The 26275-nt window shown below is 72.0% G+C and carries 23 protein-coding genes; 14 read left to right on the plus strand and 9 right to left on the minus strand.

What is annotated here, in order from left to right:
* Positions 1–14: 14 nt before the first annotated feature.
* Positions 15–947: a LysR family transcriptional regulator gene (locus MFF54_RS00725; RefSeq protein ID WP_238300499.1), complete on the plus strand. Its 933-nt coding sequence runs from the start codon at positions 15–17 to the stop codon at positions 945–947.
* A 106-nt stretch (positions 948–1053) separates the two neighbouring features.
* Here the strand turns inward: MFF54_RS00725 and rpmG are convergent, their stop codons facing one another.
* The 5 genes from rpmG to MFF54_RS00750 form a co-directional block, all read right to left on the minus strand.
* On the minus strand, positions 1054–1221 hold the full coding sequence (rpmG, locus tag MFF54_RS00730; RefSeq protein WP_238300501.1) for a 50S ribosomal protein L33: 168 nt from the start codon (positions 1219–1221) through the stop codon (positions 1054–1056).
* 135 nt (positions 1222–1356) lie between these two features.
* Positions 1357–2085, minus strand: a complete 729-nt coding sequence (locus tag MFF54_RS00735) for an NUDIX hydrolase (protein WP_238300570.1) — start codon at positions 2083–2085, stop codon at positions 1357–1359.
* Positions 2069–2560, minus strand: coding sequence for a DUF983 domain-containing protein (locus tag MFF54_RS00740; RefSeq protein ID WP_238300503.1), 492 nt, complete (start codon positions 2558–2560; stop codon positions 2069–2071). The genes MFF54_RS00735 and MFF54_RS00740 overlap by 17 nt, the downstream gene beginning before the upstream one ends.
* Positions 2561–2681: 121 nt before the next feature.
* Positions 2682–4199, minus strand: coding sequence for an anthranilate synthase component I (trpE, locus tag MFF54_RS00745; protein ID WP_238300504.1), 1518 nt, complete (start codon positions 4197–4199; stop codon positions 2682–2684).
* The gene (locus MFF54_RS00750; RefSeq protein WP_238300507.1) at positions 4199–6100 is read right to left on the minus strand and encodes a SurA N-terminal domain-containing protein; all 1902 of its coding nucleotides are present in this window, start codon (positions 6098–6100) and stop codon (positions 4199–4201) included. Before MFF54_RS00750 ends, trpE begins: the two co-directional genes overlap by 1 nt.
* A 241-nt stretch (positions 6101–6341) precedes the next feature.
* Between MFF54_RS00750 and tpiA the strand changes: the two genes are divergently transcribed.
* The 6 genes from tpiA to MFF54_RS00780 all read left to right on the plus strand — a co-directional run bounded on the left by tpiA (position 6342) and on the right by MFF54_RS00780 (position 12001).
* A complete protein-coding gene (gene tpiA / locus MFF54_RS00755) occupies positions 6342–7103 on the plus strand; it encodes a triose-phosphate isomerase (RefSeq protein ID WP_238300509.1) in 762 nt (253 codons plus the stop codon).
* 206 nt (positions 7104–7309) lie between these two features.
* Positions 7310–7729 (plus strand): preprotein translocase subunit SecG, encoded by a 420-nt coding sequence (secG, locus tag MFF54_RS00760; RefSeq protein ID WP_238300511.1) that lies wholly within the window; start codon positions 7310–7312, stop codon positions 7727–7729.
* Positions 7730–7903: 174 nt separating this feature from the next.
* Complete coding sequence (gene pyrG / locus MFF54_RS00765) at positions 7904–9532, plus strand: CTP synthase (RefSeq protein WP_238300512.1); 1629 nt, start codon at positions 7904–7906, stop codon at positions 9530–9532.
* A 65-nt stretch (positions 9533–9597) separates the two neighbouring features.
* Positions 9598–10050 (plus strand): DNA polymerase III subunit chi, encoded by a 453-nt coding sequence (locus tag MFF54_RS00770; RefSeq protein WP_238300514.1) that lies wholly within the window; start codon positions 9598–9600, stop codon positions 10048–10050.
* Complete coding sequence (locus tag MFF54_RS00775) at positions 10047–11624, plus strand: S10 family peptidase (RefSeq protein ID WP_238300516.1); 1578 nt, start codon at positions 10047–10049, stop codon at positions 11622–11624. Before MFF54_RS00770 ends, MFF54_RS00775 begins: the two co-directional genes overlap by 4 nt.
* Positions 11621–12001: a hypothetical protein gene (locus MFF54_RS00780; protein WP_238300518.1), complete on the plus strand. Its 381-nt coding sequence runs from the start codon at positions 11621–11623 to the stop codon at positions 11999–12001. Before MFF54_RS00775 ends, MFF54_RS00780 begins: the two co-directional genes overlap by 4 nt.
* A 78-nt stretch (positions 12002–12079) precedes the next feature.
* On the opposite strand, the gene MFF54_RS00785 is transcribed toward MFF54_RS00780, so the two are convergent.
* A complete protein-coding gene (locus MFF54_RS00785) occupies positions 12080–13864 on the minus strand; it encodes a hypothetical protein (RefSeq protein WP_238300520.1) in 1785 nt (594 codons plus the stop codon).
* 140 nt (positions 13865–14004) lie between these two features.
* On the opposite strand from MFF54_RS00785, the gene MFF54_RS00790 reads away from it, so the two are divergent.
* The 4 genes from MFF54_RS00790 (at position 14005) to MFF54_RS00805 (ending at position 18566) form a co-directional block, all read left to right on the plus strand.
* Positions 14005–15246, plus strand: a complete 1242-nt coding sequence (locus MFF54_RS00790; RefSeq protein ID WP_238300522.1) for a glycosyltransferase family 87 protein — start codon at positions 14005–14007, stop codon at positions 15244–15246.
* A gap of 28 nt (positions 15247–15274) precedes the next feature.
* Positions 15275–16801 (plus strand): NAD(P)/FAD-dependent oxidoreductase, encoded by a 1527-nt coding sequence (locus MFF54_RS00795; RefSeq protein WP_238300524.1) that lies wholly within the window; start codon positions 15275–15277, stop codon positions 16799–16801.
* Between the two features lie 149 nt (positions 16802–16950).
* Positions 16951–18234, plus strand: coding sequence for a PQQ-dependent sugar dehydrogenase (locus MFF54_RS00800; RefSeq protein WP_238300526.1), 1284 nt, complete (start codon positions 16951–16953; stop codon positions 18232–18234).
* Positions 18231–18566 (plus strand): c-type cytochrome, encoded by a 336-nt coding sequence (locus MFF54_RS00805; protein ID WP_238300528.1) that lies wholly within the window; start codon positions 18231–18233, stop codon positions 18564–18566. Before MFF54_RS00800 ends, MFF54_RS00805 begins: the two co-directional genes overlap by 4 nt.
* 50 nt (positions 18567–18616) lie before the next feature.
* Here MFF54_RS00805 and MFF54_RS00810 read toward each other — a convergent pair whose 3' ends face one another.
* Both MFF54_RS00810 and MFF54_RS00815 read right to left on the minus strand, forming a co-directional pair.
* Positions 18617–19192, minus strand: a complete 576-nt coding sequence (locus MFF54_RS00810; protein WP_238300530.1) for a TadE/TadG family type IV pilus assembly protein — start codon at positions 19190–19192, stop codon at positions 18617–18619.
* Entirely contained in the window at positions 19189–19803 is a 615-nt protein-coding gene (locus MFF54_RS00815; protein WP_238300532.1) for a TadE/TadG family type IV pilus assembly protein, read from the minus strand. Before MFF54_RS00815 ends, MFF54_RS00810 begins: the two co-directional genes overlap by 4 nt.
* Before the next feature lie 252 nt (positions 19804–20055).
* Here MFF54_RS00815 and MFF54_RS00820 point away from each other — a divergent pair, with 252 nt between their 5' ends.
* The 3 genes from MFF54_RS00820 to MFF54_RS00830 are packed head-to-tail and all read left to right on the plus strand — an operon-like array spanning position 20056 to position 25322.
* The gene (locus MFF54_RS00820) at positions 20056–21510 is read left to right on the plus strand and encodes a TadE/TadG family type IV pilus assembly protein (RefSeq protein WP_370880167.1); all 1455 of its coding nucleotides are present in this window, start codon (positions 20056–20058) and stop codon (positions 21508–21510) included.
* Between the two features lie 22 nt (positions 21511–21532).
* The gene (locus MFF54_RS00825; RefSeq protein WP_238300536.1) at positions 21533–22573 is read left to right on the plus strand and encodes an HD-GYP domain-containing protein; all 1041 of its coding nucleotides are present in this window, start codon (positions 21533–21535) and stop codon (positions 22571–22573) included.
* A gap of 34 nt (positions 22574–22607) precedes the next feature.
* Positions 22608–25322, plus strand: coding sequence for an ATP-binding protein (locus MFF54_RS00830; protein WP_238300538.1), 2715 nt, complete (start codon positions 22608–22610; stop codon positions 25320–25322).
* Positions 25323–25328: 6 nt separating this feature from the next.
* On the opposite strand, the gene MFF54_RS00835 is transcribed toward MFF54_RS00830, so the two are convergent.
* Complete coding sequence (locus MFF54_RS00835; protein ID WP_238300540.1) at positions 25329–26210, minus strand: LysR family transcriptional regulator; 882 nt, start codon at positions 26208–26210, stop codon at positions 25329–25331.
* Positions 26211–26275 lie beyond the last annotated feature (65 nt).

Below are 26275 nucleotides of genomic sequence, written 5' to 3' on the forward strand. Positions count from 1 at the left end.
GGCCGGAAGACCCCGTGATCGACAAGCTCGACTTCCTGCTCGCCCTTGCCCGCGAGCAGCATTTCGGTCACGCCGCCGAGGTCTGCGGCGTGACCCAGCAGACCCTCTCGGCCGGGGTGAAGCAGCTCGAGAACCGCTTCGGGGTGCAGCTCGTGCTGCGCGGCTCGCGCTTCCAGGGCTTCACGCCGGAGGGCGAGCGGGTGCTCGAATGGGCCCGCCGGATCGTGGCCGACGCCCGCGCCATGCACGAGGACGTCTCGGCGCTGCGCAAGGGTCTGACCGGGCATCTCCGCATCGCCGCGATCCCGACGGCGCTGCCGATGGCGGCGAGCCTGACGACCCCCTACCGCGCCCGCCATCCGGACGTGCGGCTGACGGTCGAGTCAACCACCTCGACGGACATCTTCTCGCTGATCGAGAACCTGGAGGCCGATGCCGGCCTGACCTACCTCGACAACGAGCCCCTAGGACGCGTCATTGCGGTGCCGCTCTACCGCGAGCGCTACCGCCTGCTCACCTCCGCAGGCGGCCCCTACGCCGAGCGCGCCTCGGTGACCTGGGCGGAAGTCGGTCGCATCCCGCTCTGCCTGCTGACACCCAACATGCAGAACCGGCGCATCATCGACCAGCAGATCCGGGCCGCCGGCCAGGAGCCCTCGACCACCCTAGAATCGAACTCGATGATCGTCCTGATGACCCATGTGCGCACGCTGCGCTGGGCAAGCGTGCTGCCGGAAATCCTGATCGACGCGCTCGGGCCGATGGAGGGCGTGCGGGCGCTCCCCATCACCGCGCCGAGCCTGGAGCACACGATCGGCCTCGTGGCGGCCAAGCGTGAGCCCTCGACCCCGATGGTCACCGCCCTCGTGGCCATCGCCCGCGGCCTGACCCGGACGCTCGACCCGACGCTTGACGGCACAGTCTACGGGTTTCCGCAGGAGCTGTGACCTCGGAGCGCGGCCAAAAGGCCCGAGGTCCTTCGGGATCCCCGAACGAAGAGAGCCGCCCCGTGCCCGGAGCGGCTCTCGAAAGCGTCTGACGAAGAAGCCTGGATTACTTGATCTTGGCTTCCTTGAACTCGACGTGCTTGCGCGCGACGGGATCGTACTTGCGCATCGTCAGCTTCTCGGTCTGCGTGCGCGAGTTCTTCTTGGTGACGTAGAAGTAGCCCGTGTCCGCGGTGGAGACGAGCTTGATCTTGACGGTGACGGCCTTGGCCATGGGGAGGCGCTCCTGAGCTTCGCGGCATTCCGCGTAAGCGAAACGCGAAAACGAAAAGGGCCGGGCTTTGCCCCCGGCCGGAATACGCGCGGGTCAATGCCCGATCCGGCCCCTTGGGTCAAGACCCACAGCGTTCTACAGGGCCACCCGCTCCCGCTTCCCATGGCGCTCGAAGTGGAACGGGATCTGGCGATAGGGCGCGAAACCGACCGCGATCTGGGCCTCGAGCTCGTCGAGAATCGCGCGCGTGATGAAGGGCAGGTCGAGCTTGCGCGCCGCGTCGAGCCGCAGCCATTCGAGTTCGACGAGTTCGGCCTCCGGACCGATCCGCCCCGGCTCCTCGGCCGCGACGGCGCCGCGCTCGGCGGTGAAGAAGCGGGTATCGAAGCGCCGCACGCGCTTCGGGGGCGTGATCGCCCGGGCGACGAGGTGCAGCGCCTCCAGATCCGGCAGGACGCCGTGCCGGCCGAAGGCTTCCCAGCCCTGCGGCACCGTCTCGGGGGGCCCGTACTCGGTGGTGCCGACGACGAGGCCCGTCTCCTCGAAGGTCTCGCGGATGGCGGCGAGCGCCAGCATCCGCCCGAGATCCTGCGGCGGGCGCGAGACCTGCCGCACCAGTGCGGCCTCGGCGTAGTCCGGCAGCGCGTGCGCCACCGGCATGCGCCGGTCGCCGGGCTCCGTGCGCCCGCCCGGGAACACGAACTTGCCCGGCATGAAGGCGAGGCCGGGATTGCGCCGGCCCATCAGCACGCGGGGACCGCCCCGGCGGCGGTCGATGAGGATCAGCGTGGCGGCGTCGCGCGGGCGCAGCGCGCGCGGCTTGGCCGCCGGGGGCGCCTCCGCCGTTTCAGGCGCGGCCGAGATCGGCCCGTCCGTGTCCGCCCTGTCCGGCGCCGTTCTGTCCAATGGCTGGGCCTCCCTCCGTCGCGGAGCGCACTCCGGGTAGCCCGGCGAAACCGTGTAAGCCAAGTGCGTATTGCAGCCCGACCACCGCGCCCTTCACCGGCTGGAGCAGCCCGAGCGCCAGCCCGAGCGTCACAACCGGCCAGAAGCTGAGCTGGAACCACAGCGGCACGTCGTAGCCCATCTCCAGCTCCAGAATCAGGTAGCCGACGAGGTGGGCGACGATGAAGATCACCAGATAGGGCGGCAGGTCGTCGGCCCGATGGTGGTGCAATTCGAGCCCGCAGGCCTCGCAGGCGGGGCGCACCTTGAGGAAGCGGCCGAAGATCTTCCCCGCGCCGCAATGCGGGCAGCGCCCGAGAAAGCCACGGCCCATCGACCGGATCAGGCCGGTGCGGACCGGCTGACCGGTCTCGGCAAGATCGCTCGCACTCATCACCGCCTCACATCTTCCGCCCGAACAACGGGAACGCGGATTCGAGACCTCGGGACCGGCGCTGCGAGCGGGCTGGATATGGGATCGGATCCGCTCGATGGGAACGGGCGGGTCCTGCGCCCTACTGTCCCCGCCGCGCCTGCGCGGCGAAGCGCACCGCCTCCTCCGCCGCCCGGAACAGGGCCTTGGCCTTGTTGACGCATTCCTGCTGCTCGGAGGCCGGGTCCGAATCGTAGACGATGCCCGCGCCCGCTTGAACGTGCATGCGCCCGTCCTTCACGATCGCGGTGCGCAGCACGATACAGGTGTCCATCTCGCCGCGCGCGCCGAAATAGCCGATGCAGCCCCCGTAGGGCCCCCGCTTCTCGCGCTCCAACTCGTCGATGATCTCCATCGCCCGCACCTTCGGGGCGCCTGAGACCGTGCCGGCCGGGAATCCCGCGGCCAGCGCCGAGAGCGCGTCGTGGGCGGGATCCAGGTCGCCCTCGACGTTCGAGACGATGTGCATCACCTGGCTGTAGTACTCGAGGAAGAACGAGTCCGTGACCCGCACGCTGCCGATGCTGGAGACCCGGCCGACATCGTTGCGGCCGAGATCGAGCAGCATCAGGTGCTCGGAGCGCTCCTTCGGGTCGGCTAGAAGCTCCTCGGCAAGCGCCCGGTCCTCGGCGGGCGTGGCGCCGCGGCGGCGCGTGCCGGCGATCGGCCGGATCGTCACCGTACCGTCGCGCAGGCGCACCAGGATCTCGGGGCTGGAGCAGACGACCTGGAAGGCCTCGAAATCGAGGTAGCACAGGAACGGCGCCGGGTTCGTGCGGCGCAAGCTCCGGTAGAGCGCGAAGGCCGGCAGCGTGAACGGCGCCTCGAAGCGCTGCGAGAGCACCACCTGGAAAATGTCGCCCGCGACGATGTACTCCTTCGCCTTGGCGACCATCGCCGCGTAATCGGCCGGCGGCGTGTTCGAGACCGGCTCCGGAGGGGCTACCTCGGAGAGGTCGATCCGCGCCTCGATCGGCAGCGGCCCTTCGAGGGCCGCTGCCACCCGGTCGAGCCGGGCGAGAGCGTCCTCGTAGGCCGCGCGCGCGGGCACGCCCTCGGCGGGCCGCACCGGGCAGACCACGGTGATCAGATCGCGCACCGCGTCGAACACCACCATGGTGCGCGGGCGGATCATCACCGCGTCCGGCACGCCGAGCGGGTCGGGGTTCGGCTCGGGGAGCCGCTCCATCGCCCGGACCATGTCGTAGCCGAGATAGCCGAACAGGCCGGCCGCCATCGGCGGCAGATCCGCGCCCTCGTCGGAGATGGCGCTCTCGGCGATCAGCGCCCGGAGGCTCGCCAGCGGCGCCCGCTCGTCGGGCTCGAACCGGGCGAGGTCGGGGCCAGTGGTGCGCTCCGGCCGGCCGTCCCGGCAGCGCCAGATCAAGTCGGGGTCGAGGCCGATCATCGAGTAGCGCCCGCGCACCGCGCCGCCCTCGACGGATTCGAGCAGGAAGGCCGGACCCGGATGCCCGGCCCGGAGCTTCAGGAAGGCGGCGACCGGGGTCTCTAGGTCCGCCACAAGGGTCAGGCTGAGGAGCGTCGGGCGTCCCGCCTCGTAGGCCGCCCGGACGGTGTCGAAGTCGCTGGGCGAGGACATCAGTACTCGCCGCCGATGGCCCGGCGGAGCGCCGCCTGGTTGACGCTCACGCCCGCGCTCTTCTGCACCTCGGCGATGTAGGCGCCGAGCACGTCGTCGGCGATCGCCGTGCGGAAGTTGCCCTCCACGGTCTTGTCGCTCGGGCTGCCCGGCACGTAGGCCGGCATGGTCGCCTGCGTGACCTTGAACACGGCCCGGTTCTCGCCGGCCTGGGCCGAGCCCGCCTTGCCGACATTCGTGGCGAAGACGCGAGCCACCACGTCGGCGGTGAGCTGGTCCTTGGGCTGGTTGCGGGCGATGTCCTCGGCCGTGTGCGGGTTCAGGCCGGCCTCGGTGGCCAGGGCCTCGATGGTCTCGCCCTTGTCGAGGCGCTCGGCGAGCTCCCGGCCCTTGGCCTGGAGGCGCTTCTCGACCTCGGCCGCCCGCCAGCCGGCGGCGACCGCGTCGCGGACTTCCTCGAGCGGCTTGTCGTGGGCGGCGTCCACCTTCGTGACGTCGTACCAGACGTAGCCGCCGGCCTTGGTGCGCAGCGGCTCGTTGTCGCCGCCGATCTCGGCGCGGAACACGGCCGGCAGCGTGGTCTCGGTCTCCGGGATGCCCGCGACCTTCTCGCCCGCCGGGTCGCGCCCTTGCGCGTCGACGGCCGGCACGGTCACGAGGGCGAGCCCGCGCTCCTTCGCGATGTCGGCGAGCGGCTTGGCGCTCGCGCGCTCGTCCTCGACCGCGTCGTGGGTCTTGTCGATGCCCTCGCGGGCGCGGGTCAGGGCGACCTGCCGGCGGATCTCGCCCTCGACTTCGCTCAGCGGCTTCACCGTGCCGGGCTCGATCGCCGTGACGTCGAGGAGCACGGTGCCGAAGCGGCCCTTCACCGGCTGGCTGACTTTGCCCTGCTGGAGCGCGAAGGCGGCGTCCGCCACCGCCGGGTCGAACAGCTCGGCCTTCGTCAGCGTGCCCAGCGTCAGGTCCTTGTCATCGGTGCCGCGCTCCTTGGCCACCGCCTCGAAGCTCTTCTCACCGGACTCGATCGCCTTGCGGGCCTCCTCGGCCGAGGCCTCGTCGGGGAAGACGATCTGCCGGATGGTGCGACGCTCCGGCTTGCCGAACGTGCCCTTCTGGGCGTCGTAGATCTTCTGCACCTCCTCGGCCGAGACGGCGTCGGGCTTGGCCAGCGCCTCGGGGTCGAGCACCAGCAGGTTCACGGCGCGGGTCTCGGGGGCACGGTAGGCCGCCTTGCCGGCCTCGTAATAGGCCTTCAGATCGTCCTCGCTCGGGGCCGGGATCTCGCCCGCCACGGAGGGCGTGAGGATGAGGTAGGCGGCCGCGCGCCGCTCCGTCGAGTAGCGGTGCACGGCCTCGCGCATCGCCTGGGGCACCGGCAGATCCGCCGAGACCGCCTCGGCGAGCTGGAGGCGGGCGATGACGGCCCGCTGCTCGCGCACGAAGAGCTGCTCGTTCAGGCCCGCCCGCTGCAGGGTCTGGTAGAACTGCGCCCGGTCGAAGCGGCCTTCCGCGTTCTGGAAGCTCTTCTCCTCCTGGATCGCCCGCAGCACGGCGGCGTCGGACACCGCGAGGCCGAGATCGCTCGTCTTCTGGTCGAGGGCCGCCTCGGTGACGAGCTGCTGCAGCACCTGCCGCTCGATGCCGAGCGCGCGGGCCTGGTCCGGCGTGATGTTGCGGCGGAACTGCGCCTGGAAGCGCTGGAGCTGGTTCTGGTAGGCGCTGCGCACCGCCTCGGCGCCGATCTGCGTCTTGCCGACGGTGGCGACCGTCGTGCTGGAGCCGCCGCGGAAGAACTCCTCGACGCCGAAGATGCCGATGCCTGCGATCAGCAGGGTGAAGATGACCGTCAGGACGATCTTGCCGAGCCAGTGCTGGCTGGCGTCGCGAATGTTCTGGAGCATCGTTGTCCCGCGTCCTCCCCGCGCCCGTGGGCCGCAGGGGCCGTCACCCGTTCGCGCGCTTGCTCGTTCATGTGCGTGCGCGCATTTGCATTCGCGATAGCCCATCCGCGGGCGCCTCGCCAAGTTACCGATGAAGCCGCAACGCCGGCTGCGGCGGCGTCACCGGATCGGTTTGCGCGCCCAAGCTTGCTCTGCTAGGCCCGCCCCATCCGGGCGGCACGACACGATCGAGGGAACGGGCATGGCGGGTTCGGGGCGGCGTCCTCTGGTTGCGGGCAACTGGAAGATGAACGGCACGCGCGCCTCGCTCGCGACCGTCGAGGCGATCCGCGACGGGCTCTCGCCGGCCTTGGTCGAGGCGATCGACGTGCTGATCTGCCCGCCCGCGACGCTGATCGGCTCCTGCGTCGCCGCGACCTACGGCTCGCCCATCGCCATCGGCGGCCAGAACCTGCACGCCCGCCCGAGCGGCGCCTTCACGGGCTCGATCTCGGCGGAGATGCTGGCCGATCTCGGCGCCAAGTACGTCATCGTCGGCCATTCCGAGCGGCGCGCCTACCACCACGAGACCGACGACGGCGTGCACGCCAAGGCGCTGGGCGCCCGGCGCGCGGGCCTCTGCGGCATCATCTGCGTCGGCGAGACCATGGAGGAGCGCGAGCAGGGCCGCGCGCTCAGCATCGTGCGGGCGCAGCTCGCCATCGGCATCCCCAAGGGCGCGACCGCCGAGGACACGGTGATCGCCTACGAGCCGGTCTGGGCGATCGGCTCCGGTCGCACCCCGACGCCGGCCGAGATCGCCGAGGTCCACGCGAGCCTGCGGGAGATGCTCGACAAGCTCGTCGGCGAGGAGGCGGCCAAGATCCGCATCCTCTACGGCGGCTCGGTCAAGCCCGGCAACGCGCGCGAGCTGATGGCGGTCGAGAACGTCGACGGCGCGCTCGTCGGCGGCGCGAGCCTCGTGGCCGAGGACTTCCTGGGCATCTGCAACGCCTACGCCTGAGACGCGCAGCAAGCCTTGGCGGGTATCCCGCGAAGCGGACGCGCCAAGCGGCTTCCTGTTGGCGCGCGCCCGCTTCTGGTGTATGGCCCGGCCGATTATGCGGGCGGCGCGCTGGAGCACCGGCCGGCGGCGCGCCCGCCTCTGATCCCTGAGCATCGCGAGCGTTCTCGGGATCGGCGCCAGACAGGTAAGACCCCGGAACCCCGATGCAGACCGTCCTGATCGTCGTCCACCTCATCATCGTGCTCGCGCTGATCGGCGTCGTGCTGCTGCAGCGCTCCGAGGGCGGGCTCGGGCTCGGCGGCGGGGGCAGCGGCGTCTCCGGGTTCATGACCGGCCGCGGCCAGGCCAACGCGCTTACCCGCGCCACCGCGGTCCTGGCCGCCCTGTTCTTCGTCACCAGCATGACGCTCGCCGTGATGTCGCACCGCGCCGCTGGCCCGCGCTCGATCCTCGACGGGGCCGGCACGAGCCAGCCGGCGCGCCAGCAGCCGGGCGGCGCGGACAACCTGCTCGACACCCTGCGCCAGCAGCAGAACCAGACCACGGCGCCGGGCGCGCCCGCCGCGCCGGCGCCCGCCCCGAGCCAGCCCGCCGGCCCGCCCGAGGCGCCGCAATCCCGCTGAGGCGCCGCCCGCACCGGCGCAGCGACGACCGGTGGGCCGAGGCGCCCGCCGGACACCACCTAGACCCATGCCGCCGACGCGGCCCGGTCCCGCGCCGCCCGAGCACAGGAAACGGGGGGCGCGGGCCGCGTTCCGTTTGGCAAAGTCTCACGCTTTGATTATGGACCGAGGCCCATGACGCGGTACGTTTTCATCACCGGCGGCGTGGTCTCCTCGCTCGGCAAAGGTCTCGCCTCGGCCGCTCTCGCGGCTCTGCTTCAGGCACGCGGCTACCGCGTGCGGTTGCGCAAGCTCGACCCCTACCTCAACGTCGATCCGGGCACGATGAGCCCGACGCAGCACGGCGAGGTCTTCGTCACCGACGACGGCGCCGAGACCGACCTCGACCTCGGCCATTACGAGCGCTTCACCGGCCTGCCGGCCACGCGCGCCGACAACATCACCACGGGCCGGATCTATCAGGACATCATCGCCAAGGAGCGCCGCGGCGACTATCTCGGCGCGACCATCCAGGTGATCCCGCACGTCACCAACGCCATCAAGGCGTTCGTGCTCGACGGCAACGAGGCCTACGACTTCGTGCTCGTGGAGATCGGCGGCACGGTGGGCGACATCGAGGGCCTGCCCTTCTTCGAGGCGATCCGCCAGCTCGGCCAGGAGCTGCCGCGCGGCACGACCGCCTTCATGCACCTGACGCTCCTGCCCTACATCCCGTCGGCGGGCGAGCTGAAGACCAAGCCCACCCAGCACTCCGTGAAGGAGCTGCGCTCGATCGGCATCCAGCCCGACTTCCTGCTCTGCCGCTGCGACCGGCCGATCCCGGCCGACGAGCGGAGGAAGCTCGGCCTGTTCTGCAACGTGCGCGAATCGGCGGTCATCGAGGCGCGCGACGTGGCCTCGATCTACGACGTGCCGCTCTCCTACCGGGAGGCCGGCCTCGACCGCGAGGTGCTCGCCCATTTCGGCCTGGAGCCGAAGGACGAGCCGGACCTGACCCGCTGGCGCACCATCTCGGAGCGGGTGCGGAACCCCGAGGGCGAGGTCTCCATCGCCATCGTCGGCAAGTACACGGGGCTGAAGGACGCCTACAAGTCGCTCACCGAGGCGCTCACTCACGGCGGCATCGCCCATCGCTGCCGGGTGAACCTCGAGTGGATCGAGTCCGAGGTGTTCGAGCGCGAGGATCCGGCGCCGTTCCTGGAAGGCATCAACGGCATCCTGGTGCCGGGCGGCTTCGGCCAGCGCGGCGCCGAGGGCAAGATCCGCGCGGCCCGCTACGCCCGCGAGCGCAAGATCCCGTATTTCGGCATCTGCTTCGGTATGCAGATGGCGGTGATCGAGGCGGCCCGCGCGCTGGCCGGCATCGCGGACGCGAACTCGACCGAGTTCGGCGAGACCTCCGAGCCGGTGGTCGGCCTGCTGACCGAGTGGCTCAAGGGCAACGAGCTGGAGAAGCGCGCGGCCGCCGGCGATCTCGGCGGCACGATGCGGCTGGGCGCCTATCAGGCCCGCCTCGGGGCCGGCACCAAGATCGCCGAGATCTACGGCGACACGGAGATCTCCGAGCGCCACCGCCACCGCTACGAGGTCAACATGGCCTATCGCGAGCGGCTGGAGGCGGCGGGCCTGCGCTTCTCCGGCACCTCGCCGGACGGCCTCCTGCCGGAGACCGTGGAGCATGTCGGCCACCCCTGGTTCATCGGCGTGCAGTACCACCCGGAGCTGAAGTCGCGCCCCTTCGAGCCGCACCCGCTCTTCCAGAGCTTCATCGGCGCGGCGATCGAGCAGAGCCGTCTGGTGTGACGGATCCCGGTGTGACGCCCGGGCGCGCTCGCACTCCGCGGGCGCGCGCCTATCTCTAGCGGGCCGTGACCGAGATCCTGTTCTACCACATGCAGCGCCAGCCCCTGGAGCGGGTGCTGCCCAACCTCGTCGAGCGCTCGCTGGAGCGCGGCTGGCAGGCCGCGATCCAGGCCGTGAGCGAGGAGCGGCTCGCCGCCCTCGACGACGGGCTCTGGACCTACGCAGACGAGAGCTTCCTGCCCCACGGCACCGACCGGGACCCCGATGCGGGCACGCAGCCCGTCGTTCTGACCCTGCGCGACCTCAACCCGAACGGCGCCTCGATCCGCTTCCTCGTGGAGGGCGCCGACCTGCCCCCCGACGCGGCCGATTACGCGCGCATCTGCATCCTGTTCGACGGCACCGACCAGGACGCGCTGCTGCGCGCCCGCGAGCAGTGGCGCCAGGCCAAGGCCGCCGGCCACGCGGTCGCCTACTGGCAGCAGGACGAGGACGGCCGCTGGAACAAGAAGGCGTGACGCATTTGACCGGACGCACAGCCGCGCTGCTCGCAGCCCTCCTCGTCGGCCTCGCGCCGTTGCAGGCGCCCCTGCACGCCCAGGAAGCCGGGCGTGGGGAGGGCGGCCGCCGCGGGCCGGAGCGCCCGGCGGCCGAATCGCGCGAGGGGCGCAAGCTGCCCGCCGACGCGGTGACGCAGCAGAGCGTCACCCTGCCGGACGGCAAGCACCTCGACTTCACCGCGACCGCCGGCAGCCTGCCGCTGGTCGACGAATCCGGGAAGCTCCAGGCCGAGATCGCCTACATCGCCTACACGCGGCCGGCCGAGGCGGGCCAAGAGCGCCCGGTCACCTTCGCGCTCAACGGCGGGCCCGGCGCGGCCTCGGCCTATCTCAACATTGGGGCAATCGGCCCCTGGCGCCTGCCCGCCGACGGGCCGAGCATCAGCCCGTCGCAGAGCGTGGCGCTGGTGCCGAACGACGGCACGTGGCTCGATTTCACCGACCTCGTCTTCATCGATCCGGTCGGCACCGGCTACAGCCGGGCGGCGGACGGGGACGGCAAGTCCTACTGGAACGTCGAGTCCGACAGCTCCGTGCTCGCCGCGGCGATCGCCCGGTACCTGCGCACCAACGACCGCATGGCGAGCCCGAAATTCTTCGTCGGCGAGAGCTACGGCGGCTTCCGCGGGCCCTTGATCGCGGCGAAGCTCCAAGAGGATATTGGCGTCGGCTTGTCGGGCATGGTGCTGCTCTCGCCGGTGCTCGATTTCGCGTGGCTGCAGCAGCCCCGGGCCAACCCCTGGGGCCACGTGCTGCGCCTGCCCTCCTTCGCGGCCGCGGCCCTCGAGCGCTCGGGCCGGGGGCCGACGCCGGACCTGATGCGGGACGCCGAGAGCTACGCCACCGGCCCCTACCTCGCCGACCTCCTGAAGGGTCCGAACGACGCGCAAGCCGTCGCCCGCCTCACCGAGCGCGTGGCCGCGCTCACCGGGCTCGATCCCACCCTCGTGCGGCAGCAGGCCGGGCGCCTGTCCACCGGCACCGTCCAGCGCGAGGCCGACCGGGCCGCGGGCCGCGTCGCCAGTGCCTACGACACGGGGGTGACCGGCTGGGATCCGGACCCGACCGCCCCGCATTCGGGCTTCGACGACCCGCTGCTGACCGCGCTCCAGGCGCCGCTCACCAGCGCGATGATCGACCTCTACACGAAGCGCCTGAACTGGCGGGTGCCGAACCTACGCTACGAGCTCCTGAACGGCGCGGTGAACCGGAGCTGGGGCTGGAATTCCGGCCGCTCGGCTCCGGAAGCGCTCGGGCAGCTGCGCAGCGTGCTGGCGCTCGACGGCACCATGCGGGTGCTGGTCACTCACGGCTACACCGATCTCGTCACGCCCTACTTCGCCTCGAAGCTGCTGATCGACCAGATACCGTCCTACGGTGAGCGACCGCGCCTGAGTCTGGCGGTCTATCCGGGCGGCCACATGTTCTACTCGCGCCCGGACTCGCGCGCGGCGTTCAAGCGCGACGCCGCCGCCCTGTTCTCCGCCGCGCTGAAGGCGCGCGAGGCGGCCGGCGGGCAGGCGGCCCGATGAACCGGGCCGATCTCGCCCTCGCGGCCGTCCTCGCGGTGGCCGCGCTCGCGGGCTGCACCGTCGCCGACCGGACGCCGCCGACGCCGAGCGAGATCGCGCCTGTGCCGCCGCGCCCGCCCGCACCGCCGCCGAGCTTCACCGGCCCGGTGCTGACGCCGGAGGGTGGCTGCACGGGGGCGGTGCCCGGCGCCGCCGCGGAGATTGAGCCGGGCATCGGCGAGTGCGAGCTTGTACGCCTGAAGGGCCGCGCGCCGACCGACGTGCTGATCGGCGAGGGCCGTGCGGGCCGGGAGGTGCAGGTGCTCTATACTGAGCCCGGCGCGAAGGAGCTCTACTTCTTCGTCAACAACCGGCTCGACCGGGTGGTGAAGTCGTAGGGACCCTGAGCCGCGCACCGGAGCACTCTCTGCCGAAGCGGCGGCCGGCTCGGCGCAGGCGAGCGCGTCGGAACAGCTCTAGCGCACCCGCCAGACCCGCAGGGCGCTGCCCGGAAGCTCCACCGGCTCCAGCCACGGCACGGTGACCTCGCCGCGGGTGAGGCGCGTCGCGAAGGCGGTCTCGGCCTGAAGGTCGTCGCCCGGCCGCGTCGGGCAGGTCGCCAGATAGCGGACGTCGTGGGCCCGCACCTGCCGCAGGAGGTCGGCCTCGGTCCCGCCAAGACCCTCGATGACGGCGGACAGGCCGGGGATGGCGCGGTGATAGGGCGCGCCCACCACGGAATGGGGGGTCCGCAGCAGGATCGAGGGGCCGATGAAGATGGAGGCCAGCACCGTGCCCGGCGGCAGGGCGGCGAGCGGCGCCACGGCGGCGTCCGCATGGCAATTGACTGCGCCCGCCGGGTCGCGGCCGTTGCCGGCCGTCGGCGTGAGCGCTCCCGCCAGCAGGGCGAGCCCCGTCCAGCACGAGCCGATCAGGCCGGCGCTGAGCGCGAAGGCCCCCCAGAGGCGCGCGCCCCGCAAGGACGGCGCGGCCGCGAGCGCGCGGTCGATCACCGGGCCCGCCACCAGGGGCACGAAGGCCACCGCAACGTAGATGCCGCGCAGCTGGAAGAAGCCGAGCACAACACCGGGCCAGAGGAACAGGGCGGCGACCCCGAAGTGGCGCCGCTCGGGCCCGCGCAGGGCGAGGCCCGAGGCCGCAGCCGCCGCCACGACGAGGATGGGGTAGAAGGCCAGGATCTCCCATTGCCGCCTGGCCAGGAACTTCGACAACGGGGCCATCTCGTTGACGGTGTGGAGCCAGTGCTCGCGCACCAGCGGCGTCATCCCCGGAAAGGGACCGCCGAGGCAGGCGGGGAACAGGGCGCCGAACCCGGCGAGCAGGAGGCCGCCGCAGAGGGCGGCGAGCCCAAGGCGGGCGCCCGCCGTGGCTAGGCGCCGGTCGAGGCCCGCGCAGACCAGCGCGGTGGCGCAGCCGCCGGCGGCGAGCCAGAGCCAGGGCGGCGAGAGGGCGTCGCAGTAGGACGTCCCCCACAGGCCGGGCGCGGTCTGGGCAGCGAAGAGCGGGAAGGCCGCCGACAGGCCGAGGCCGAAGCCCAGGAAGGCCGGCAGGGCCGAGCGGCCGCGCAGCACCCAGTCGCCCACGAGGAAGAGGCCGCCGAGCGCGATGTAGGGCAGCGCCTCCAGGCCGATCGCCAGGGAGAGCGCGGCGAGCCCTCCGCCGACGAGGCCGGGGCGCAGGCCGCCGCGGACGATGCAGAGGGCGAGGCCGAAGGCCGCCAGGATCTGGAGGTTGTGGTGATCGACCCGGCCCGCATGGAACTGGACGAGGATGCCGAAGGTCTGCGTCGCCGCGAACACCGCCAGAACGGCCGCGCGCGGGCCGAAGCTCCGGCGCACGCCCCGATGGACCATCAGGCAGAACAGGCCGAACAGCAGCAGCGGCCAGAGCACCGCCGTCAGCCCCTCGGCCAGCGGCCGGCCGGCCAGGGGGGTGAGCAGCAGGATCAGCCCAGCGATGGGCGCGTCGACGAGGCGCGACCAGTGGCTCGGCACGCCGCCGGGGGGCAGGAAACGGTACTGGGTGTTGTCGTACCAGCCCTGTCCGGCGAGCAGGTCGCGCACGCCCACGAGGCGCATCGCGTCGTCGGGGTCGGCCACCCGCAGGCGGGTGATCGTGTCCCAGAGATCGGCCGACCCATTGAGGGTGAGCACCGAGAACCCGACGGCGAGCCAGAGCAGCAGCTGGACGTCGACGCGCGCCGCCGCGGGTGCCCCGGCCCGGATCCCAGTCGTCGCCATCCCGCCCCTGCCCCGCAACGGCCGCACCGTCCGCCAGCATCGCGCAGGCCGCTTAACGCCGGGTCAAGCCGGGCCGCGGGCGGCGTTAAGGGGCCGGCAGGCAGACCGGCCTAACCTTGCGGCTCCGCGGAGCCCCGGTCATGGTCCCCTCCTCCCTCTCGGCCCGCCAGCGCCTCCTCGTGGCGCTCGGCGGCCTCCTCTCGCTGCTGGCGTGGCTCAGCGTCCGGCCCTGGGATCTCCAGGGCTGGACGATCGGCGCCCCGTTCGGGCGGGACTTCGTGAACTTCTGGATGGCGCCGCGGCTGTTCCTCGCCGGAAAGGGCGCCGTCGTCGCGGACATCGCGGCCTATCGCGACGCAGTCATGGCCGCCTTCGCGCTTCCGCGCGACCCGCGGCTGCTCTTCGTCTACCCACCGCACGCGCTGCTTTTCCTGACGCCCCTGGCGGCCCTGCCCTTCCTGCCCGGGCTCCTCGCCTGGACGGCCCTGAACCTCGCCGCCCTCGCGGCCGCCACGCGCCTCTGGCTCGGCCCGGCGGCGCGGCCCGGCCTCGTCCTGGTGGTCTGCACGGCGCCGCCGGTCGGCGCGATGGTGCTCTGCGGCCATTTCGGCGGCCTCATCGCGCTGGCCGGCACACTCGCCGTGCTGGAGAGCCGGCGCCGCCCCTGGATCGCCGGGCTCTGCCTCGCCGCGCTCTCGATCAAGCCGCAGCTGGCGCTGGCGCTTGGGCTGATCCTCATCGGCGCGGGCCGCTGGCGCTGGATGCCGGCCGCGCTGCTCGGCACCGCCACCCTCGCGGCTCTCTCGGCCGCGCTCTTCGGCGTGGAGGCCTGGGCACGCTTCGTCGGCACGACGATGCCGACTCACAGCGCCTTCATCACCACCTTCCAGGCGGGCTGGATCGCGCACGCCGTCACGCCCTATTTCGGCGCGCGCTTCCTGGGCGTGCCGGCGGCCCTGGCCTGGGCGATCCAGGGGGCTGTGACCGCCCTGGCCTTCGCGGCGGCGGTGCTCGTCCTACGCCGGGCGGATCCGGATCGCGGTCCGGGCCCTGCGCGGCCTCTGGATCCGGTGGCGCTCCTCGTCGTGCTGCTCGCGCCTGTGGTGATGCAGCCCTACGCGAGCCATTACGAACTCGCCGCCGTCGCGCCGGGCCTGACGCTCGTGGCGCTCGGCCGCCCGGCCGCGCCGCTCGCGATTGCCGTATGGCTCCTGATCCCCCTCGCCCTCGTGTTGATCACCTTCGACCAGCCGATCCTCTGCGCGCTGGTTCCGGGTGCCCTGTTCGCCACCGCGTGGCGCCTGCTCGCGCCCGGAGCGGCTCCCGGGACAGCGCTCGTTAACCCTTCGGGGGGATACTCTGGCGCATTCGGGCGGACCTGATGGGGGGATCGCCCCGCCGGAGCCGGGAATGAGCCATCACACCGAGACGCTGGTCGTCGGCGCAGGGCCAGCGGGGCTGACCGCCGCCTACCTGCTGTCGAAGCACGGCCGCTCCGTCACGGTGCTGGAGCGCGATCCCGCCCAGGTCGGCGGCATCTCCCGCACGGTCTCCCACAACGGCTACCTGTTCGATATCGGCGGGCACCGCTTCTTCTCCAAGTCGAAGGCGGTGGTCGATCTCTGGGACGAGATCCTGCCCGACGACTTCATCGAGCGCCCGCGCCTGTCGCGGATCTACTACCAGGGCAAGTACTACGCCTACCCGCTCAAGGCCTTCGAGGCGCTGCGGAACCTCGGGCTCCTCACCAGCACGGCCTGCGTGCTCTCCTACCTGTACGCCCGCGCCAAGCCCATCGAGACGCCGCGGAGCTTCCACGACTGGGTGCGCAACCAGTTCGGCGAGCGCCTATTCTCGATCTTCTTCAAGACCTATACCGAGAAGGTCTGGGGCATGTCCTGCGACGCGATCTCGGCCGACTGGGCGGCCCAGCGCATCAAGGGGCTCGACCTCGGCGCCGCGATCCGCGACGCGCTCATGCGCTCGCTCGGGCTGCGGGGAAAGCCCAAGGCAGGCGGCAAGGCAGGCGGCAAGACCGACGAGCCGGTGATCAAGACCCTGATCGAGTCCTTCCGTTATCCCCGCCGCGGTCCCGGCATGATGTGGGAGGCGGCCGCCGCGAAGATCCAGGCGCAGGGTGGCCGGGTGCTGCTCGACCGCGGCGTCGATGGGCTGAGCTACGATCCCGCCACCGGCATCTGGACGGTGAGCGTGCTCATGGGCGACGGCAGCCGCGAGACCTACACGGCCCGCAACCTCGTCTCCTCGGCCCCCGTGCGCGAGCTCGTCGACGCGATCCGCCCGCGGCCCTTGAGCACCTTCCACGCCCGCGCGCTGCAGTACCGCGACTTCCTCACGGTCGCGCTCATCGCGAAGTCCGACAAGACCTTCCCCGACAACTGGATCTACATCCACGACCCGTCCGTGAAGGTCGGCCGGGTGCAGAACTTCCTGTCGTGGTCGCCCGAGATGGTGCCGGACGAGGGGCACACCTGCCTGGGGCTCGAATATTTCTGCTTCGAGGGCGACGGGCTCTGGAACAGCTCCGACGCCGATCTCGTGGCGCTCGCCAAGGCCGAGATCGGCAAGATCGGCCTGATCGATCCGGCCGACGTGGTCGATGCCTGCGTGGTGCGCCAGCCCAAGGCCTACCCGGTCTACGACGAGACCTACGCTTCGAACGTCGCGATGGTTCGCATGGAGCTAGAGCGGGATTTCCCGACGCTGCACCTCGTCGGCCGCAACGGCATGCACAAGTACAACAACCAGGACCACGCCATGATGACGGCGATGCTGACCGTCGAGAACATCCTGGCCGGCCAGCGCCGCCACGACGTCTGGCGGGTCAACGAGGATGCCGAGTACACCGAGGCCGGAATCTCGGGTGCCGAGGCGGCCCTGGGGAGCGAGCGGCTGGTGCCGCGCAAGGTGGCCTGAGCCGGGCCGCCGTCACGGATCCGCGAGGGCGTCGCCCCCGCGCGGACAGGGGCGTCCGGCCGTCACAGGATCATCTTGCGCGCGGCTGTCTCGCGCGCAAGACTTGCCCCCGAACGCCCGATCACGGGGCGGCCCAGGGGAAGAAGCCCATGCGATCCCAGATCCTCACCGCGCTCCTGACGAGCGCGGCCCTCACCGTCGGCGCGCTGGCGCAGGGTGCCCATCCCGGCGAGACCAAGGGCAAGACCGACGACTTGGAGAAGCTCCAGGCCTTCAAGAGCACGGGCACGGAGCCGGCGCCCGAGGTGCCGCAGACCGGGCGCCGCGCCGACGCCATCCGCAAGACGCTCGCCAAGATCACGCTGCCGGCGGGCTTCAAGATCGATCTCTACGCCGTGGTGCCGGATGCCCGCTCCATCGCGGTCGGCCCCAATGCCGGCGTACTCTTCGTCGGCACTCGCAAGAGCAAGGTCTACACCGTCACCGACCGCGACAAGGACCGGGTGGCCGACGAGGTGCGGGCCTTCGCGCCCGGCATCGGCTTCAAGGTGCCGAACGGGGTCTGCTTCTCGCGCGACGGCGTGCTGACCGTCGTCGAGCAGAACCGGGTGCTGGCCTTCCCGGCCGCGGAGTTCTTCTACGAGAACCCGGACGTCGCCGCCGGCATCGTGGTCAAGCAGGGCGAGCTGATCCCGACTTCCGAGGAAAGCTACAACCACACCGCACGCGTCTGCCGGGTGGGGCCGGACGGCAAGACCTACATCGCGCTCGGCCAGCCCTACAACGTGCCGCCCGCCGACAAGCTCGACCTCTACGCGAAGACCGGCATCGGCGGCATCATCCGGGTCGACGCGGACGGGAAGAACCGCGAGGTCTTCGCCACCGGCATCCGCAACTCGGTCGGCATCGATTTCGCCGCCGACAAGAGTCTCTGGTTCACCGACAACCAAGTCGACGGCATGGGCGACGATACGCCGCCGGGCGAGTTGAACCGCGCCACCAAGGCGGGCGAGAATTTCGGCTTCCCCTGGTACGGCGGCGGCCAGATCCGCACCACCGAGTACAAGGACCAGACCCCGCCCGCGGGCGTCGTGGCGCCGCAGGCCGAGCTGCCGCCACACGCGGCCGATCTCGGCCTGACCTTCTATGCGGGCAAGCAATTCCCGAAGGCCTATCAGGGCGGCATCTTCATCGCCGAGCACGGCTCGTGGAACCGCACCACGCCGGTTGGCGCGCGCATCATGTTCGCGACGCTCGGAGCCGACGGCAAGGTCGCCTCGGTGAAGCCCTTCGCCGAGGGCTGGCTGACGAAGGATGGCGAGTATCTGGGCCGCCCCGTCGACGTGGCGGTGCTGCTCGACGGCTCGCTCCTCGTCTCGGACGATACCGCGGGCGCGGTCTACCGCATCTCCTACGAGGCTGGGGACAAATGAGGGGGCCGAAGAAGGCTGTCGGCCTCGCCCTCGCGGCGCTGGTCCTCGGCGCGCTCCCGGCCACGGCCGGGGGCGATGCCGCGGCGGGCCGCAAGCGCGCCGCGGCCTGCCAGGCCTGCCACGGGCTCGACGGGCTCTCGAAGCTGCCGGAGGCGCCGAACCTCGCCGGCCAGGTCGAGGTCTACCTCGTCAAGGCCCTGCGAGAGTACCGGGACGGCACGCGTAGCAACGCGGTGATGAACGTCGTCGCCAAGGATCTCACGGACGCCGACATCGACAACCTCGCGGCCTATTACGGCGGCCTGCAGATCGAGGTGCTGCCGCCGGGCTAGAGCGCACGCCGCCCGAAGTCGGAGGCCGGCTCGGACCGGCGCTCCGCCGCTCAGACCGGCGGGCAGGGCTGCCCGCCGGGCAGCACGACCTCGGCATTGCCCCAGTAGGTCTTGCCCTCCCGCACCGGCCAGACGGTGGTGTAGGAGAAGGTCCAGCTGCTGAGGGTCGGGAACACCCGGAACAGGGCGGCGTAGCGCATCCGCACCTCCGCCATCACGTAGCGGGCGCCCGCCGCCGTGCCCGTCGGCGCGGGTCCGATCACCGAGCCGACGGTGCGGGCCTGGTCCTTCTGGGCAGCGCTCGAGCAGACCCGCGCCACGGCGCCGCCGCCCTCCAGGTAGACGCCCGCCGCCGTGAGCACGATGCCCGCCGCCCGGATGTCGTAGGGCGTCGCCACGGCCTGCGCCGCCGCGTAGACCTCGTCGAGCGAGGGGTTCGTGCTGGAGATCAGGTCCGCCATGGTGCTCGACGCGAGATCGAGGCGCTTGGCCGTCGAGAACGCTCGCGGCAACTCGACGGCGGCCATGAACAGGCCGAGCAGGATCGGCACGATGATGGCGAACTCGACCGCGCTGGCGCCGGAGCACGCCCGGCCGAAGCGCCGGATGGACGGACCCGGCCTCACTGGCAGCTCTTCCCGCTATAGGGCTCGGTGGAGAAGATCGCCGTGGCCACGAGGAGTTGGCTGTTCGCGCCCATCGGATGGCGAGTGAAGTCGAGCGCGTTGAAGAGGCGCAGCACGGGTACGGCCGCCCGCAGGGCGACGATGTCGCCGCCGAGCGGACACTGGAAGGTGCTGCCGAAGCTCGGGGCCCAGTCCTTCCTCTGGCTGTCGTAGGGCTCGGCCGGGCGGACCGAGGCGAAGCTCGTTCCCCGCATCACGTCGAGCTTGAGATCCTGGCAGCGGAACAGCACCGCGGCGCGGCCGCACATCACCTGGCGCAGGCGGCCGGCCGGGTCGTTGCCATCAGCCGCGTCCTGGAACGCCCCCGTGCGCAGCGCGCGCGTCGCGCGATCGACCGCGCTGTCCAGCGTCTGCTGCGACAGGGTCATCATCGCCGCTTCCACGACCACGCAGAGCAGCAGCAGGAACGGCACCGCCAGCAGCGCGAACTCGACCGCCCCAGCTCCCGAGCGGGCCCGCGCGAAGCCGCGGCCGGCACCGAGCAGGCGCGCCAGCAGGAGTGTCGATCGGCCTCGCGACGGGAAGGCGGGAAGTCCGCGTGGGGCAGGCATATTCGAGGGCCGGTTGCGGGATCCGGTGGGTCGTCCCATCGGGCCGCCGGATATGATCGGCAGTTCTACGCCGGCCACCCTTTACAACCCGTGAGATTTTCCCGCGGCGATTGCGCGGTCGGCGCCCGCGTTTACTGCACCAAGAGTTGCATGACCGCAGATCTGCGCAACCTGGCAAGGATGCGCGGTTCATTAACCGGCCCGGCCCTAATGATGTCGCCTGCGAAGATCTGCGTGCGGGCGAACGATGTGATGCGGGGGGTTCTGCACAGGAGGGCGCGGGGCGATCGCGCACGCGGCGCCCTCGCGGCCTTTCGCACCGACCGCCGGGGCTCGGTCGCGCTGATCTTCGGGTTGAGCGCCACGGTGCTGGTCGGGCTCGTGGGTGGCGGCATCGATTACGCCCGGATCTCGATGCGCCGCAGCCAGCTTCAGGCGGCGGTCGATGCCGGCGTGCTGGCCGGCGGCAACGCGCTGAAGCTCGCCGCCTCCAGCACGGAGTCGGTCCGGGGCGTGACCGAGCAGACGATCCGCGACGCCGCCAAGTCCCCGCCGGAGCGCGCCTTCGGCCTGCGCGTCGAGGTGCCGGCGGAGAAGACCAGCGTGTTCGCCCGCGCCGAGGAGACGATCCGCCTCGGCTTCGGCGGCCTCGTCGGGCTCGGCACGCAGACCATCGCGGCGCAGGCGCGGGTGAACGTGGTGGGTAAGATACGCCTCTGCATGCTCACCCTGGATCCGTCGGCGACGGGCGCCTTCAACCTGCAGAAGAGCGCCCAGGTCACCGCCAACGCCTGCTCGCTCTACTCGAACTCGACGAACGCGACCGGCATGGTGGGCGGCGACAGCGCGATGGCGCGGGCCGACACGATCTGTTCGGCGGGCGGCTATCTCGGTCTGCGAGCGAACTTCGCGCCCCCACCTCAGACCGGCTGCCCCGTCATCGAGGACCCGCTGAAGGACCGCCCCGCCCCGCCGGTCGGCGCCTGCACCGCGATCCCGGCTTCCGCCAACAAGAAGGGCGACACCAGCAAGAACGAGGTCAACCAGAGCGTCACGCTCGAGCCCGGCACCTATTGCGGCGGCCTGCGCATCACCAAGAAGGCCGTCGTCACGCTGCGGCCCGGGATCTACGTGATGAAGGATGGGCCGCTGATCGTCGACCTGAAGGGATCGCTCACCGGAGAGGGCGTGGGGTTCTACTTCACCGGCGACCGGGCCGGCCTCCTGTTCAGCAAGGGCAGCACGGTCAGCCTCGCGGCACCCACCGGCGGCGTCATGGCGGGGCTGCTGATGTCCGAGGACCGCGCCGTGAACAATCCGGTCGATCCCGCTCAGATCCTGCGCGATCTGTTCAAGGGCGCCTTCGACAACCTCACCGATCTCGCCAGCGACCCCACGCTTCTCGAGGATCCGCCGCCGCCGCCGACGCCGGAGGCGCTCGGCATGAGCAAGCCGATGCGGGTCTACCGCATCATCAGCGACAACGCCCGCACCATGCTGGGCACGATCTATCTGCCGAGCGGGCGCCTCGTGGTCGATGCCAACAAGCCCGTGGGGCACCGGTCCGCCTACACGGTCGTGGTGGCCCAGCAGGTCAATCTCTATGAAGGGCCGAACCTCTACCTGAACGCGAACTACGACCAGACGAGCGTGCCGGTGCCCAAGGGCGTCGGTCCGCTCTCGGGCAAGCTGATGCTGAGCCAGTAGCGATCGTCCGCCGGAAACCCCGATGCTCGCCCTGATCCTCGACGATTCGGAGATGAACAACCTGCTGATGATGCAGGCGCTGAAGGCCGTCCCCGATTGCGCACCGGTCGCCTTCACCTGCCCCGTGGAGGCGCTGGCCTATCTGCGCGAGAACGTCGAGCGGATCGGCATCGTAATCACCGACTACGAGATGCCGGGCCTGACAGGTCTCGATGTCGTCCGGGCCGCCCGGGCGGTCGAGGGCTTCGCCCACGTGCCGATCGTGATGGTGACGAGCCTCGATCAGCAGAGCCTGCGCCGCGCAGCCTTGGCCGCGGGCGCGACCGACTTCCTGGGCAAGCCCTGCGATCCGGTCGAGATCCGGGCTCGGGTGACGAACCTGATGAAGATCTCGGCCGCCCACCGGCAGGAGCAGGACCGGGCCGCCTGGCTTGCGCGCGAGGTCGCCGCCGCCGTCGCGGTGATCGAGGCGCGCGAGCGCGAGATCATCGCGCTGCTGATGCGGGCGGCCGAGCACCGCGACACCGATACCGGCAGCCACGTCGCCCGCGTCTCGGCCTATACGGGCATCATCGCCGGGCGCCTCGGGCTCGATCCCGCGGCGGTGCGCGCGCTCCAGCTCGCCGCCAGCATGCACGACGTCGGCAAGATCGGCGTGCCGGACGCGATCCTGCTGAAGCCCGGTCCCCTCACGGCGGAGGAGCGGGTCGAGATGCAGGCCCACGCCGAGCGCGGGCGCCGCATCCTGGAGGGCAGCACCTCCGAGGTGGTGCAACTGGCCGCCGAGATCGCCGCGAGCCACCACGAGCGCTGGGACGGACAGGGCTACCCGGCAGGCCTGAAGGGCGAGGCGATCCCGCTCCCGGGCCGGATCGTGGCGGTCGCCGACGTGTTCGACGCGCTCGTCTCGGACCGGCCCTACAAGCAGGCCTGGCCGCTGGAGCGGGCGAAGGCGTACCTGCGCGAGCAGGCCGGCCAGCATTTCGACCCGGCCTGCGTGGACGCCTTCCTGGCAGGCTGGGACGAGGTCGAGGACCAGTGCCGCCGCAGGCTCGCGGCCTGACCGGCCGCATCATTCGAAGCAGGGACACCGATCGATGCGCCTCGGTTCGCTCAGTCCCCGGCGCTCGCTCGCCGGACGCCTCGCCTGGGCGGTCGTCGGCGCCGTGGCGGCGGCGCTGGTGCTCGCCACGATGCTCTCCGTCTGGCGCGAGGTCGACCGCTACGTCGCCGACAAGCGCGCCTCGCTGAGCGCGCTGGCCCAGGTCTTCGCCTATTCGAGCGCCGAGGCGGTGGCGGCGGGCGACGCGCGGGCGGCCGAGACCGTGATCAGGGCGATCGCCCATACGCCGACCATCGTCTACGCGGCGGTCGAGCGCCTGGACGGCGCGGTGCTCGCCGAGCAGGGCATCGGCCTGCGGCTGACCCGCGACATTGATCTCGACGGGCGGGATGTCGGCCTCCACGACCTCCTCTTCACCCGCTCGCTCCGGATCAGCGCGCCGGTCAAGGAGAACGCCCGGGCCGTCGGGCGCGTCGTCCTCGTGGCGCAGACCGGCGACCTCGCCGAGCGCGTCGGCGGGGTGGCGCTGAGCGCCGCGCTCGCGGGCCTGCTCGCCCTCGTCTTCGGCCTCGCCGTCTCGGCCCGGCTCCAGCGCTCGGTGACGCGCCCGCTGGCGGAGCTCGCCACCACCATGGACGCTGTGCGCCTCCAGCACGACTACACGCGCCGCGCAGCGGTGGCGGGCAACGACGAGGTCGGGGCGCTGGCCGGCACCTTCAACGCCCTGCTCGGGGCCGTGAACGAGCGCGACCGGCGCTTGGCCGAGCACGGCGCCCGGCTGGAGGAGGAGGTCCGCGTCCGCACCATCGACCTCAGCGACGCGATGCTCGCGGCCGAGGCGGCCAACGCCGCCAAATCGACCTTCCTGGCCACGATGAGCCACGAGATCCGCACGCCGATGAACGGCATGCTGGTGATGGCCGAGTTGCTCGCCGGCACCGACCTGCCGCCGCGCCAGCGCCGCTACGCCGAGGTCATCGCCCGCTCCGGGCAGTCCCTGCTCGCCATCATCAACGACATCCTCGATTTCGCGAAGGTCGAGGCGGGCAAGCTGGAGCTGGAGCGGATCCCGGTCGATCCGGGCGAGGTCGCCGACACCGTCGTGACCCTGTTCGGCGAGCGCGCGCGCGGCGCCGGCCTCGACCTCGCGGCGAGCGTGGCGCCCGACGTGCCGCGGCGCATGCTGGGTGATCCGGTGCGGCTCGGCCAGGTGCTCGGCAACTTCGTGTCGAACGCCCTCAAGTTCACGGAAAGCGGCCACGTGCTGGTGCGGATGGGCGTGGAGGAGGCCGGCCGCACCCTGCTCATCCGCGTCGAGGATACGGGCATCGGCATCCCGGAGGACAAGCTGCCGACGATCTTCGCGGCCTTCTCGCAGGCCGACCAGTCGACGACGCGCCGCTTCGGCGGCACCGGCCTCGGCCTCTCGATCGCCCAGCGCCTGATCGAGGCTATGGGCGGCGCTGTCGGCGTCGAGAGCCAGGTCGGGGCGGGCTCCACCTTCTGGGCGCGGATCCCGGTCGCGGAGGCGGAAGGCCTGCCCCTGATCCGGCGGGGCGAGACCGTGCCGGAAGCGGTCGCGCTCGTCGGCCTCGGGTCCGCCACGCAGGCGGCGCTCGCCGAGAGCCTCGCGGCTGCGGGCTTCGTGCCCGGCCCGGCGGACGCCCCCGCTCGCATCGCCGACGCCGAGGCCCTGCTGCGCGCTGGCTCGCGGCCCAGCGGGGCGAACCGGGTGATCGCCCTCTGCCCGATGGGCGAGCCGGCGGGTTCCCAGGTGCTGCGGGCCGGCCTCGCGGACGAGCTCATGCGCTGGCCCGTGGTGCAGACCGAGTGGCGCGCCGCGCTCGCGGCGCTCGCGACCGGCGAGCCCTTCGCGCAAGGGGCAGCAGCCCAGGGCGCCCAGGCCGCCGCGCAGGCGCTGCCGCAATTCCCGCGGGCGCGGGTGCTCGTCGCCGACGACAGCGCGGTCAACCGCGAGGTCGCGGTCGAGGCGCTGGCGCGCTGCGGCGTCACAGCGGTCGTCACCGTCGAGGACGGCGCGGCGGCCGTGCTGGCGCAGGCCGAGGCGCCCTTCGACCTGATCCTGATGGACGGCAACATGCCGTTGCTCGACGGCTTCGCGGCCACGCGCGCCATCCGCGAGTGCGAGGCGGCGAGAGGCCTGCCCCGCGTGGCGATCGTGGCGCTCACCGCCCACGTCGTCGGCGACGGTGCGGTGGCCTGGCGCGAGGCCGGCATGGACGGGGCACTCGCCAAGCCCTTCACCCTGGCCCAGCTCGCCGAGCTGCTCGGCGGCATCCTGGCCCCCGGTGTCCGGACCCTCCCCGAGCCGAGCGCGGCCGAGGGCGCGGCAGGCCCGGCCACGCCCGACACGCTCCTCGACGCGCAGGTTCTGCAGGGCCTCTGCGAGATGGGCGACGGCGCCTTCTTCGGACGGGTGCTCGGCCTCTACACGCGTCAGGGTCCGGCGGCGCTGGAGGCGCTGGAACAGGCCCTCGCCGCTGGGGATCCGCGGGCGGTCGCCAGCGCCGCGCACGGGCTCAAGTCGATGAGCGCCAATATCGGCGCGGCGGCGCTCGCGGCCGATCTTGGCCGGATCGAGTGCGCGGCGCGCGAGGCGGGCGATCTGCCCCCCGGCGGGACGGCGGAGCGCGTCTCGGCGACCTTCGCGGCCACGCTGGAGGCCCTGAACCGCTACGCGGACGGCCTCGACGCTGGCCCGCCACAGGCGCGGAGGGCGGCCGGCTGAGGAACCTCAGAGCCCGCCGGTCTCGGCGCGCAGCACAGCGAGGAAGTTCGCGACCCGGGAGCTCGCCGGGCTCCGGTGCAGGGCGCTGACATCGGCGGCTGGGACGGGCCCGGCGAGCGGCCGGTAGGCGACGCCCGGATGGGCGAGCCGGCCTACCTGCTCCGGCACCAGGGCGAGGCCGAGCCCCGCGGCGACGAGGCTGAGGAGCGCCTGCGCCTCCACCACCTCGTGCGCGAGGAGCGGCACGAAGCCCTCGGCGAGGCAGGCGGCCCAGAGCAGGTTGGCGAAGTGGGAATCCGTGCGCCGCAGCGAGAGATAGCGCTCGCCGGCGAGGTCCCTCAGGACGAGGCTGTCCCGCGCGGCGAGCGGGTGTGCGGCGGGCAGCGCGACGCCGACCGGCTCGGACCAAGCCGGCACCGCGGCGAGCTCCGGATCCTCGGGCGGCCCGCGCATCAGGCAGAGATCGATCCGCCCCGCGTGCAGGGCCGCGCGCTGCTCCTCGGGCGGGGCCTGATGCAGCCGCACCTCGACCTCGGGGAAGCGCGCCTCGAAGGCGCGGATCACCCCCCCGAGCGGCCCGGTGAGGACCGAGCCGGTCAGGCCGACATGGATCACGCCGGTCTGCCCCTCCCCCACCGAGCGCGTCGCCTCGGCGGCTTGGCGCACCTGCGCCAGGATCGCGCGCGCGTGGCCGAGGAAGACCACCCCCGCCTCGGTCAGCGCCACGCGCCGGCTCGTGCGCCGGAACAGCGGTGTGCCGATCTCCCGTTCGAGGTCGCGGATCTGCTGGCTCAGCGGCGGCTGGGAGACGCCGAGGCTCTCGGCCGCCGCGGTGAAGCTGAGGCGGTCGGCTACGGCGACGAAGTAGCGGAGATGGCGAAGCTCCATCGGGGGCCGATCGGGTCGCAGAACATCTCGGTCGTACGGGATTCAATCCTGGACGTCCAGGAATC

Source organism: Methylobacterium gregans (assembly GCF_022179245.1).
Taxonomy (GTDB): Bacteria; Pseudomonadota; Alphaproteobacteria; order Rhizobiales; family Beijerinckiaceae; genus Methylobacterium; species Methylobacterium gregans.

Excerpts from the sequence above, each read along its gene's own strand:
- rpmG (WP_238300501.1), bottom strand. The coding sequence starts at position 1,221 with ATGGCCAAGGCCGTCACCGTCAAGATCAAGCTCGTCTCCACCGCGGAC.
- MFF54_RS00740 (WP_238300503.1), bottom strand. The coding sequence starts at position 2,560 with ATGAGTGCGAGCGATCTTGCCGAGACCGGTCAGCCGGTCCGCACCGGC.
- trpE (WP_238300504.1), bottom strand. The coding sequence starts at position 4,199 with ATGTCCTCGCCCAGCGACTTCGACACCGTCCGGGCGGCCTACGAGGCG.
- MFF54_RS00750 (WP_238300507.1), bottom strand. The coding sequence starts at position 6,100 with ATGCTCCAGAACATTCGCGACGCCAGCCAGCACTGGCTCGGCAAGATC.
- tpiA (WP_238300509.1), top strand. The coding sequence starts at position 6,342 with ATGGCGGGTTCGGGGCGGCGTCCTCTGGTTGCGGGCAACTGGAAGATG.
- secG (WP_238300511.1), top strand. The coding sequence starts at position 7,310 with ATGCAGACCGTCCTGATCGTCGTCCACCTCATCATCGTGCTCGCGCTG.
- pyrG (WP_238300512.1), top strand. The coding sequence starts at position 7,904 with ATGACGCGGTACGTTTTCATCACCGGCGGCGTGGTCTCCTCGCTCGGC.
- MFF54_RS00780 (WP_238300518.1), top strand. The coding sequence starts at position 11,621 with ATGAACCGGGCCGATCTCGCCCTCGCGGCCGTCCTCGCGGTGGCCGCG.
- MFF54_RS00785 (WP_238300520.1), bottom strand. The coding sequence starts at position 13,864 with ATGGCGACGACTGGGATCCGGGCCGGGGCACCCGCGGCGGCGCGCGTC.
- MFF54_RS00790 (WP_238300522.1), top strand. The coding sequence starts at position 14,005 with ATGGTCCCCTCCTCCCTCTCGGCCCGCCAGCGCCTCCTCGTGGCGCTC.
- MFF54_RS00795 (WP_238300524.1), top strand. The coding sequence starts at position 15,275 with ATGAGCCATCACACCGAGACGCTGGTCGTCGGCGCAGGGCCAGCGGGG.
- MFF54_RS00800 (WP_238300526.1), top strand. The coding sequence starts at position 16,951 with ATGCGATCCCAGATCCTCACCGCGCTCCTGACGAGCGCGGCCCTCACC.
- MFF54_RS00805 (WP_238300528.1), top strand. The coding sequence starts at position 18,231 with ATGAGGGGGCCGAAGAAGGCTGTCGGCCTCGCCCTCGCGGCGCTGGTC.
- MFF54_RS00815 (WP_238300532.1), bottom strand. The coding sequence starts at position 19,803 with ATGCCTGCCCCACGCGGACTTCCCGCCTTCCCGTCGCGAGGCCGATCG.
- MFF54_RS00820 (WP_370880167.1), top strand. The coding sequence starts at position 20,056 with ATGCGGGGGGTTCTGCACAGGAGGGCGCGGGGCGATCGCGCACGCGGC.
- MFF54_RS00825 (WP_238300536.1), top strand. The coding sequence starts at position 21,533 with ATGCTCGCCCTGATCCTCGACGATTCGGAGATGAACAACCTGCTGATG.
- MFF54_RS00830 (WP_238300538.1), top strand. The coding sequence starts at position 22,608 with ATGCGCCTCGGTTCGCTCAGTCCCCGGCGCTCGCTCGCCGGACGCCTC.
- MFF54_RS00835 (WP_238300540.1), bottom strand. The coding sequence starts at position 26,210 with ATGGAGCTTCGCCATCTCCGCTACTTCGTCGCCGTAGCCGACCGCCTC.